The organism is Porphyromonas uenonis 60-3 (genome assembly GCF_000174775.1).
Lineage (GTDB): Bacteria > Bacteroidota > Bacteroidia > Bacteroidales > Porphyromonadaceae > Porphyromonas > Porphyromonas uenonis_A.
In genome coordinates this window covers 1-10,556 of record NZ_ACLR01000012.1, presented here as the reverse complement: position 1 = coordinate 10,556, position 10,556 = coordinate 1, and the positions used below count along the sequence as shown (strand labels likewise).

The following is a 10,556-nucleotide window of genomic DNA, read 5'->3' as shown; positions in this document are numbered from 1 at the left end:
CTTCGGGGCTCGCTGCTACGCGAGCCTCATCGTGCATAATTTCTTTAGGTACGCCTATTATCATAGTTCAAATGTGTAGTGAATGAATAGTCTTCTGCCTAATGTGGGTTACCTGCGAAAACATCCGTATCGCACCTGCACCCCTTCATTTCGCAAATATACACACTTAACTTCAAAGTCACAAGAGCGCACCCCGCAAATCTTACGTTCAAGCCGACGGAGCGTTCGGATCATGTTGAGTGAGAGGGCGTTCGCTTCCGTTAAAGCTACAAGATCCAAATGTTTAGCCCTGATCAGCAACACAGCCGTGACGCTTGTGTCAAACATATTTGCTACCTTTGCAGTGAGGGTAGCGTTTTCCAAAAGTAAGTCCCGCATTGGTATTACAATGTCTACGGTTTTTTGGAAAACGCTATTCTCTTTTTTTGCAAAAAAACAGAGGTCTCACTCACGGGAGAGTGGGACCTCTGCTTATTAGTTATGAGTCAGCTCAATTAGAGCTTAGGACCGGCTTCCTGGAGCTTCTTGCCGTGCTCGTTGGTGGCAAACTTCTCGAAGTTCTTGACAAAGCGCTTTGCCAGATCCTGAGCCTTCGTCTCCCACTCAGCGGGATCGGCGTAAGTGTCTCGTGGATCGAGGATAGCGGGGTCTACGCCTGGTAGCTCCGTTGGGATGGCGAAGTTGAAGTAGGGTAGCGTCTTCGTCGGAGCCTTGTCGATGGAGCCGTCGAGGATTGCGTCGATGATGCCACGGGTATCCTTGATTGAGATACGCTTGCCCGTGCCGTTCCAGCCCGTATTGACCAGGTAAGCCTTAGCTCCGACAGCCTTCATACGCTTGACCAGCTCCTGACCGTACTTGGTCGGGTGGAGCGAGAGGAAGGCTGCGCCAAAGCATGCCGAGAAGGTCGGTGTAGGCTCCGTGACGCCACGCTCGGTGCCAGCTAGCTTGGCCGTAAAGCCTGAGAGGAAGTAGTACTGCGTCTGCTCTGGATCGAGGATCGAGACAGGAGGTAGGACACCGAAAGCGTCTGCCGAGAGGAAGATCACCTTGTTCGCATGGCCCGCCTTAGAGACTGGCTTGACGATGTTTTCGATGTGGTAGATAGGGTAGGAGACACGTGTATTCTCCGTGACAGACTTGTCGGAGAAGTCTATCTTACCGTTGGCATCGACCGTCACATTCTCTAGGAGTGCATCACGGCGGATGGCATTGTAGATGTCAGGCTCCGACTCCTTGCTCAGGTTGATCACCTTAGCGTAGCAGCCACCCTCGTAGTTAAAGATACCGTTGTCATCCCAGCCATGCTCGTCGTCGCCGATCAGCTTGCGCTTGGGGTCGGTGCTGAGGGTTGTCTTGCCCGTGCCCGAAAGGCCGAAGAAGATAGCGGTCTCCGTCTCGTCCTGATTCGTATTGGCCGAGCAGTGCATTGAGGCATTGCCACGGAGCGGGTTGAGGTAGTTCATATAGGAGAACATACCCTTCTTCATCTCGCCACCGTACCAAGTGTTGAGGATGAGCTGCACCTTCTCGGTTAGGTTAAAGACGACAGCCGTCTCGGAGTTCAGTCCCAGCTCCTTGTAGTTGGTCACCTTAGCCTTTGAAGCATTCATGACGACAAAGTCGGGCTTGCCAAAGTTTGCCAGCTCCTCCTTGGATGGGCGGATAAACATATTGGTGACGAAGTGAGCCTGCCAAGCGACCTCCATGATAAAACGGATCTTGAGGCGCGTGTCTGGGTTAGCACCGCAGAAGGCATCGACGACGTAGAGCTTCTTGCCCGAGAGCTCCTCGGTGGCAATCCGCTTAAGCTCCTGCCAAGTCTCCTGACTAGTGGGCTTGTTGTCGTTGGGGTACTCGGGGGTGGTCCACCAGATGGTGTCGCGGGTTGTGTCGTCGAGGACGAAGAACTTGTCCTTTGGCGAGCGGCCCGTGTAGACGCCCGTCATCACGTTGACAGCGCCCAGCTCGGTGAGCTGTCCGCGGTCATAGCCCGTCAGGTCTGGCTGTAGCTCAGCCTCGTATAGTTGATCGTACGAGGGATTGTAGATGATCTCAGCTGGCGCCTTGATGCCATACTGTGAGAGATCAATGTTGTGCTGTGTCATAGCTATAGAGTGTTTGTTTGTAGATGCTTGATGTATCAAATATAGTCCCCGGCCCTCAGGGGGGAGGACACAGCAAAAGTAATAAAAAAACGGAAACCCTGAGCTACGGGGTCCATCTGATGACTCTGAGATCTCGGCCGATTGGGATTTCTACCGAGGAATTTTCCAATAGCTCACGAGGAAACGAAGTTTCTTCACGGAACCGGCAAATAAAAGTTCGGAAGAATGAAATGAAAGTTCGGAAGAAAGAAATCAAAGTTCGGAAGAATTTTTTGATACCTCCGTGGATAATTGACGATCTCCACCGAGGAATTGCTCGATTTCCTCCATCTGTCGATTTTTCTCCTAGGAAGTGTCGATGAACCTATCCGCTATAACGCATCACCCAGGGGTTGATCCGATGACTCCGAGATCTCGGCCGATTGGGATTTCTACCGAGGAATCTCCTAATAGCTCATGAGGAAACGAAGTTTCTTCACGGAACTGGCAAATAAAACTTCGGAAGAATGAAATGAAAGTTCGGAAGAAAGGTTTCGAAGTTCCGAAGAATTTGTCCACACCTCGCTGGAAAATGAAAAGTCTCTACGGAAGAACTTGGCGATTCCTCCGTAGAGACTTAGATGGGGCTTGCTCGTGTCGTGTATTGTAGCCTATATATCTCTAGATATCTGGGCAAAGAGCGCACAGCAGAGCGCGATGCAGACCCCGATGCAGACGAGGATCAGAAGCGCATTGATGTACTTCGCCTGCGGCTTTGAGTCTTGATGCAGATCTAGGGCGAAGTACTCGCGGAAGAAGATGTACAGCGCAGGTATCGCCGTGAGCACTAGGATGAAGTCCTCGGGAATCCCGAAGAACCAAGTCTTCGTCACGCCCACCATAGCCCAGTTGAGGAGGAGTAGGACGATAAAGATATTGACTCGACTCGTGAAGAGGAGGAGCAGTCCGATCGTGTAGATAGCTACCGTGCAGGGCATCACTGGCGTGGTGATGTAGGGGAAGGAGAGCCCCCTCGTGATGGACGCTAGAGGATACATCAGCGGGAGCAGGAGTACGAAGATGCCAAAGGGCTTGAACTTGTCTCTGAGGGCAAACTGCGTGTCGTCCTCCAGAAGATCCTTAATCCACGCCAGAGCTAATATGCCCCAGTATATGCTGAGTAGGATGGAGTAGCTACGCTCTGCACAGTAGATGGCATAGTATGCCACAGCGATCCATACATATAGGAGTATCAGATAGGACTTAGCAATGATCGTACTGCTACGTGAGGGACGCTTGACCAGGAGGTACAGAACCACAACGGCAGCGATGACTAGGAGTATCTGTATCGGCCAGGTCGCCGCATTGTACTGGGCGATTGTATTCCAAAAGGTATTCATAGTAGAGCTCAGAGCCTATTGTTTCTTACGAGTTAGAGAGAAGGTGCGCTTAGGGAAGAGTAGGATAGGGAGTGTAGCCCCCGCAGCTAGGACGAAGATGACTGTGATGGCCACGATACTATTGAAGAAAAACATCTCCATATACTTCTGCTGTCCCTCCATGCTGTCTAGATTTTGGAGAAACATGATCTGCGCGAAGAACATATTGTACGCATATTTCCCTGGGATCATCGGCAGGAGCGCTGGTATCGAGAGGACGGTGATAGGTGTCTGTATACGCTTCCCCAGCCAGAGCGCCCCGAAGCCTATCGTCAGCGAAGCGCAGAGCGATCCAATGGCGATATTGATGCCACACACCGTCATCAAGACGAAGCGTAGCGCATGCCCCACGGCTGCTAGTATAGCGATACTGCGATAAGCCCTCAGCGGAGGGTCGGAGATAGCGCCAAAGCCCATAGCAGCCATCGCTGCAAAGAGCCCATCTAGTAGGATATCTACAATCAGCATCATAGCAAGCTACTCCTAAAGATAAAGAGCGTGATCGAAAAGCCCCACCCGATACAGCCTATCAGCAGGAAAGCCTCCACAAGCCTGGAGAAGCCTGTCTGTATGTACCCCTCCACGATGTCTATCACACCATTGATGAGCGGCACGCCAGGCACTAGATAGAGCACACTTGTCGTCAGAGCGATCTCACTGTCCGTATTGAAGATTAGCGAGATGCTCGTGCAGAGCGACGCTACAAAGGCTGACACCATGAAGGCTATGTAGTGGTTGACATGCTCCTGGATCAACTTCTGCTTGCAGATGAACCCCACGACGGTAGCCCAAAAGACGATCCCCATAGCTGGTAGATCACCTCCGAAGAGTCGGCAAAACGAAGCATTCGCTAGCCCCACCAAGATCAATACGAATAGCGGGTGTGTACGTGGCGCAGCTAGTATCTGCTCATACCGCTCACGCACCTCCTCTAGGGATAGTTGCTCGTCGACCACCTCCCAGCTCAAGGCGCTCAAGCGGGCATTGTGCTCGAAGCTAATGGGTAGCGGGGGGATAGCATCTTCGATGGCAAAGTGTGTATTGCTCTTAGGGTCGTACAGCTTGATCAGTACGCCTTTCTGCACCATCATCGTCACGACGGTATAGCCGTAGCGCTCGCCTATGCGCTGCGTACAGCGCACGACACGAGAGGTGTGTACGCCACAGCCCATCATATGGGTCGCGTAGGCTGAGAGAAAGGTTCCGACAGCCTTCAGACTATTACCGTGAAGATCGTTTTCCATAGTCGTTCTTCTCTGAGAGTTGGTTGAAGCGTCTTCAGCTGTAGCTCACCTGACTCTGTATTGTATGTTTATGTTCCCTTAGCGTCACGATTCATCTCGGAGCCTGTATGACGAACCGCCGATGAGCCTAGACACTAGGTTGCAAAGGTACGAATTTAGAGGTTAGAATTTAGAGATTAGAGGTTAGGGGGGTGCTTTATGAGTGTTTGTTTTGACAGTTGGGGCAGATGCCCTTGATGACGAAGGATATGGCGTGGGCGCTGTACCCTTTGGGCAAGCGCAGCGGAGGTACTTGGAGCATCTCCATACAGTAGGAGTGCTGGCACCGCTCGCAGTAGAAGTGTATGTGCTCATCCTCGCCGAGACAGACGCCATCGCTGGCGCAGAGCTCATAGTTGCACACGCCTCGCCCGTCCTCAAAGGCGTGGACGATGTCGTGCGCCAGAAAGAGCGTCAGCACCCGTGAGATGCTCGACTTGTCCATCGGGTAGAGCGTCGTCTCTAGTTCGTTGAGATTCATCGGTTGCGTCGCGGCCATCAAGGCGCGTAGCACCAAGATGCGGTTTGCCGTGGCCCGTACTCCCTTTTGCTTGAAGTACTCTGCTATGTCATCGTGCCTCGTCATCGCGTAGAAGCTTTTTGCTGTAAAGATCCATCGCCCCAAAGGTACGAAAATAGAGGTTAGAGATTAGAAGTTAGAGATTAGAAGCACTAGACCTACTAGGAGCACTAGTGCCACTAGCCACCCATCTCTAACCTCTAACTTCTAACCTCTAATCTCTAACTTCTAACCTCTAAATCTCTAGCCTCTAACAAAGCAAGCGGGTGAGCCAACCATCGTTGACCCACCCGCTACTATATTGTATGTGTGACCTCTCTCGGAGATTACTTGATCTCCTCAAAGTCTGCGTCAGCTACATCGCTCGAGTCGTTGCCCTTTGCAGAGGCATTGTCATTAGGCTGTGCGCTAGCGCCTGGCTGAGGACCAGCCTGCTGCTGTGCATTGGCCTGATTGTACATCTGCTCGGTGGCTGCGTGGAAGGCCGTGTTCAGCTCCTCCATAGCCTTGTCGATAGCGGGGATATCCTCCGCCTTGTGCGCCTTGCGCAGATCCTCCAGAGCCGCCTCGATCGGTGCCTTCTTGTCAGCAGGGATCTTGTCGCCGAGCTCCTTGAGCTGCTTCTCCGTCGAGAAGATTATGCTGTCTGCTTGGTTGAGCTTGTCAATACGAGCCTTAGCCTCTTCGTCAGCCTTAGCATTTGCCTCAGCCTCCTGCTTCATACGCTTGATCTCGTCATCGCTCAGACCGCTCGAAGCCTCGATACGGATGTTCTGCTGCTTGCCCGTAGCCTTGTCGACAGCCGTGACGTTGAGGATACCATTCGCATCAATGTCAAAGGTAACCTCGATCTGAGGTGTCTGGCGAGGTGCTGGTGCGATACCATCTAGGGTAAAGCGACCGATACTCTTATTATCCTTCGCTAGCGAACGCTCACCCTGTAGGACGTGGATCTCTACAGAAGGCTGGTTGTCCACAGCTGTGGTAAAGATCTGACTCTTCTTCGTCGGGATCGTCGTATTTGCATCGATCAGGCGAGTCATCACACCACCCATCGTCTCTAGACCGAGAGATAGCGGAGTCACATCAAGGAGTAGGACATCCTTTACCTCACCCGTCAGGACAGCACCCTGGATAGCAGCACCGCAGGCGACTACCTCGTCGGGGTTCACACCCTTAGAAGGCTCTTGGTTAAAGATCTTCTTGACGATCTCCTGGATAGCGGGGATACGTGTCGAGCCACCCACGAGGATCACCTCATTGATGTCGCTCGCCGTGAGTCCAGCATCCTTGAGCGCCTGATTACAAGGCTCCACACAAGCGTGGATTAGCTTGTCAGCTAGCTGCTCAAACTTAGCACGAGTCAGCGTACGAACGAGGTGCTTAGCGATACCATCTACAGGGATCAGGTACGGTAGGTTAATCTCCGTCGATGTCGAGCTAGAGAGCTCTATCTTAGCACGCTCAGCAGCATCCTTGAGACGCTGGAGTGCCATATTGTCCTTGCGTGGGTCGACACCCTCGTCCTTCATAAACTCCTCAGCGAGCCAGTCAATGATCACATGGTCAAAGTCATCACCACCGAGGTGCGTATCACCATTCGTGGACTTTACCTCAAAGACTCCGTCGCCGAGCTCTAGGATGGAGATATCAAACGTACCACCACCGAGGTCGAAGACAGCGATCTTCATATCTGAGCCCTTCTTGTCAAGGCCGTAAGCTAGCGAAGCTGCCGTAGGCTCGTTGACGATACGACGTACCTTGAGTCCAGCGATCTCACCAGCCTCCTTGGTTGCCTGACGCTGTGAGTCGTTGAAGTAAGCAGGCACCGTGATTACCGCGTCGGTAACCTCTGTGCCAAGGTAGTCCTCTGCCGTCTTCTTCATCTTCTGAAGGATCATCGCCGAGATCTCCTGAGGCGTGTAGAGACGTCCGTCGATGTCTACACGAGGCGTGTTGTTGTCACCCTTGACAACCTTAAAGGGAACACGCTCAGCCTCCTTCTGTATCTGATCATAGGTCTCACCCATGAAGCGCTTGATCGAGTAGATCGTGTTTGTCGGATTCGTGATAGCCTGACGCTTTGCGGGGTCACCCACCTTGCGCTCACCGCCCTCTACGAATGCTACTACTGAGGGAGTCGTCATACGTCCCTCGCTGTTGGGGATGACCTTGCTCTCGCCACCCTCCAGGACTGCTACACATGAATTTGTAGTTCCTAAGTCTATACCAATTATCTTACCCATAGTATTGTGTTGTTTGTTGATTTCTGATTTGTTAATGTGTCTGTCGGCTGACCTGGACCATTCGTAGGTCAGACGTTTACATCACATAGGTATCAAACATTGTGCCACGCCACCACCCCTTGCGACATTATGTCAAAGTGCCACCAAATCCAAGCCAAGCGAGTAACGGTTGTAGGGACGCACGGTCGTGCGTCCGTCCCCGTTAAAGCCTTGACGTAGTATCCTTTGACACAACGGACGCACGACCGTGCGTCCCTACAGCGGGCTACTCGTCCCGTTATTTCCCAGCGAATTAGAAGCGGACGATGAGCGAGGCGTCGTACTGGCGTCCCGTCAAGTAGTTGGGCACGGCGTACTGGTTGCGGTAAGCGTCCGAGAGCCAGTAGTAAGAGCCGATGTTCGTCATGTCAAAGAGGTTGAAGACATTCACCCCGACCGAGACCTTGCTGAGCGCTTGTAGCCAGCGCCACGCACCAGGCTGTGCAGTCTCGCGGTCCCACAGCGTGTACTGCATACCGATGTCCACACGCTTGTAGGCCGTACCACGGAAGAGCGGGCGACCGAACCCCTCGGCTGCGTTAAGCTGAGGGAGTCCTCCCGTCAGCACCCCTCGCAAGCTGAGCGTGATCCGCTTGTAGCCCGGGAAGTAGTCCTGGAAGAAGAGCGACAAATTGTAGTCTGGTACGTGTGGTAGGGGCATCTCGCCATACCCCTCGATGGTCTGCCGGCCACGCATCAGCGAGGCGGTAAACCACGAGTCTACGTCTGGGACAAACTCCCCAAAGAGCTTGACATCCAGCCCCACTATGTAGCCCGTGCCGAGGTTTTGACCTAGGTAGCGCTGCTTGACATTGTCCACATAGTAGGGATTGATCCGAAAGAGATGCTTGTAGTAGCCCTCGGCGGTAAAGCGAAACTTGCGTCCCGCCACGAGGAAGTTGTAGTCCACACCGACCAAGGCTTGTGCCGATCCTTGCGAACGCACCTGATCGTTGAGCAGTACCGACTGATTGCCCATGGCGTCCGCCTCGATGATGCGTATCTCCTTGTAAAAGGGGCTCTGGTAGTATAGTCCTCCAGCTGCTCTGACCAAGAGGTCGGACAGTTCTTTAGGTCGCCACGAAGCAACCAAGCGAGGCGAGAAGTCCGCCTTCTTATTGAACGACCAGAAGCTCCCTCGCAAGCCTGCCGTCAGATTATAACGCCCCGAAGGGGTCTGCCACTGCATCTCATCCTGCAGATAGAGCGAGGCGCGTGCCGAGCGCAGCGAGACATTGGAGTAAAGGTTGCTCTGCATCTTGATTAGATTGGGGTCACGCGGTAGGTTGTAGCCCGCCGAGTCAAGCTTGACCCACTCTGATATGTAGTCCGCTATCTGCTCGCCTCGTAGCTCCGCTCCCCACATGAGGCGATGCGTCTCGCTGAGGCGCTGGTTGCCACTGTAAGCAAGTGCAGCGACCGAGTAGCGGAGCAGGTTGCGGGCATGCTCATGATTGACACCCGTGGCGAGCAGCTCCTGCTTATCCGATCCAGTCGTCGGGTCAGCCTCCTTCTGCAGATAGTATGCGCCCGTTATATCGTAGCTCTCCCGCTCGTTGCTGTTGTAGAGGCTCAGGTCCAGCCTGTGCGCCCCTTGACTGCTGGGGCGCCAGTGCAGCGTCAAGGCGCCAAAGAGTGTGGAGAAGCGATCCCGCTCCTGCCCGTCGAAGTAGACGGTAAAGTGCTTCGCATTTTGCAAAGAGCCGACAGTCGTCTCGCGTTGCTGCGGACGAAAGCGGTACTGCGTCCAGGAGTAGTAGCCGATGCCCTCGATGCGCCAGCGATCATTGAAGGTGTAGGTCAGATAGGTCTGCGCATCCGCATAGAAGGGGTTGTACTCCCCACGAGTCTCCATCTTAGCGAGTAGCTGCTGCGTCATGCGCGTTCGGATGCCCGTGACATGGGTAAAGCGCCCATGCTTGCCCCCCACGTAGATACTATTATTCATCAAGCCCAGGGTGACAGCGCCCTCCAGCTTCGTGGGACGTTTATATTGTATGTCTAGGACCGAGGAGAGTCGGTCGCCATAGTGCGCATCAAAGGCTCCAGCCGAAAAGTAAACTCGCTCCACCAGATCGGTATTGACAAAGCTCAAGCCCTCCTGCTCGGCTGAGCGTACCAATAGCGGACGGTAAACCTCGATCCCGTTGACGTAGACGAGGTTTTCATCGAAGCTCCCCCCACGTACATTGTACTGCGTGCTTAGCTCGTTGTGCTGCGTGACCCCCGCATAGGTAGCCACCATCGATTCGATGCTACGTGTCGGCGAAGCCTCCATGGCGAGCGTCTGAGTCGTGATCCGCTCCATACTCGGTGGCCGCGCCTCGCCTCGTACGGTCACCGTGCCGAGGTTGATCGCATTCTCGCCCAGCATCGGGTTAAAGTGCATGTCTCGTGAGATCCCCTGCGGGTACACTTGGCGCACCGTCTGATAGCCGATGGAGCTGTAGCTGACCACCACGCTATCGGTCGTCGGGGTTAGCTCCAAGCGGTAAGCGCCCGTCAAGTCACTCCAGGTGCCGATGCTCGTCCCCTCGACACGTACCGAGGCAAACTCGATCGGCTCACGGTCACGGTCTAAGACGTACCCCGTGAGTGCCACACGGTGGGGCGTCGCGACAGCCGTCGTGTCGGTCGTCTGCCCATGCAGAGCCAACGCGCATCCCTGCAGTAGGATGCAGAGCAGTAAGGCGATGTAGTGAAGTGATCTCATCGCTTACAAAGGTAGACAAAAGTCGCAAGCTATGCGCCATGCTTGTCGTCCGTTGTGTCAAAGCGGTACGTGTAGCCCTTTGCTTTCTAAGTTCAAATGCAAGTAAAAAGCGAAGTTTTTTTCGTCTTGGATGCTCGGTCAACTTCTCTTCGTAACCGCTCGGCGGGGGCGCTCCCGGAGCGGAGATTTTCCTTTCTGAACTTGCCTCGGAGGACTCTCTTCTCTTCGT

General features: G+C 53.7%; 7 protein-coding genes. All 7 read right to left on the bottom strand.

Annotated elements, in window-relative coordinates; translation table 11 throughout:
* Nucleotides 1-494 precede the first annotated feature (494 nt).
* The 7 genes from pckA to PORUE0001_RS00350 all read right to left on the bottom strand — a co-directional run bounded on the left by pckA (nucleotide 495) and on the right by PORUE0001_RS00350 (nucleotide 10,327).
* Nucleotides 495-2,108 (bottom strand): phosphoenolpyruvate carboxykinase (ATP), encoded by a 1,614-nt coding sequence (gene pckA / locus PORUE0001_RS00380; RefSeq protein ID WP_007364451.1) that lies wholly within the window; start codon nucleotides 2,106-2,108, stop codon nucleotides 495-497.
* Nucleotides 2,109-2,758: 650 nt separating this feature from the next.
* Nucleotides 2,759-3,487 (bottom strand): DUF6064 family protein, encoded by a 729-nt coding sequence (locus tag PORUE0001_RS00375; RefSeq protein ID WP_007364448.1) that lies wholly within the window; start codon nucleotides 3,485-3,487, stop codon nucleotides 2,759-2,761.
* 15 nt (nucleotides 3,488-3,502) lie between these two features.
* Nucleotides 3,503-3,994: a threonine/serine exporter family protein gene (locus tag PORUE0001_RS00370; protein WP_039865112.1), complete on the bottom strand. Its 492-nt coding sequence runs from the start codon at nucleotides 3,992-3,994 to the stop codon at nucleotides 3,503-3,505.
* Nucleotides 3,994-4,770 (bottom strand): threonine/serine exporter family protein, encoded by a 777-nt coding sequence (locus PORUE0001_RS00365; protein WP_007364449.1) that lies wholly within the window; start codon nucleotides 4,768-4,770, stop codon nucleotides 3,994-3,996. The genes PORUE0001_RS00370 and PORUE0001_RS00365 overlap by 1 nt, the downstream gene beginning before the upstream one ends.
* 196 nt (nucleotides 4,771-4,966) lie before the next feature.
* Nucleotides 4,967-5,395 (bottom strand): Fur family transcriptional regulator, encoded by a 429-nt coding sequence (locus tag PORUE0001_RS00360; protein ID WP_007364450.1) that lies wholly within the window; start codon nucleotides 5,393-5,395, stop codon nucleotides 4,967-4,969.
* Nucleotides 5,396-5,655: 260 nt separating this feature from the next.
* Complete coding sequence (gene dnaK, locus PORUE0001_RS00355) at nucleotides 5,656-7,575, bottom strand: molecular chaperone DnaK (RefSeq protein WP_007364454.1); 1,920 nt, start codon at nucleotides 7,573-7,575, stop codon at nucleotides 5,656-5,658.
* 292 nt (nucleotides 7,576-7,867) lie between these two features.
* A complete protein-coding gene (locus tag PORUE0001_RS00350; protein WP_007364452.1) occupies nucleotides 7,868-10,327 on the bottom strand; it encodes a TonB-dependent receptor in 2,460 nt (819 codons plus the stop codon).
* Nucleotides 10,328-10,556: the final 229 nt, after the last annotated feature.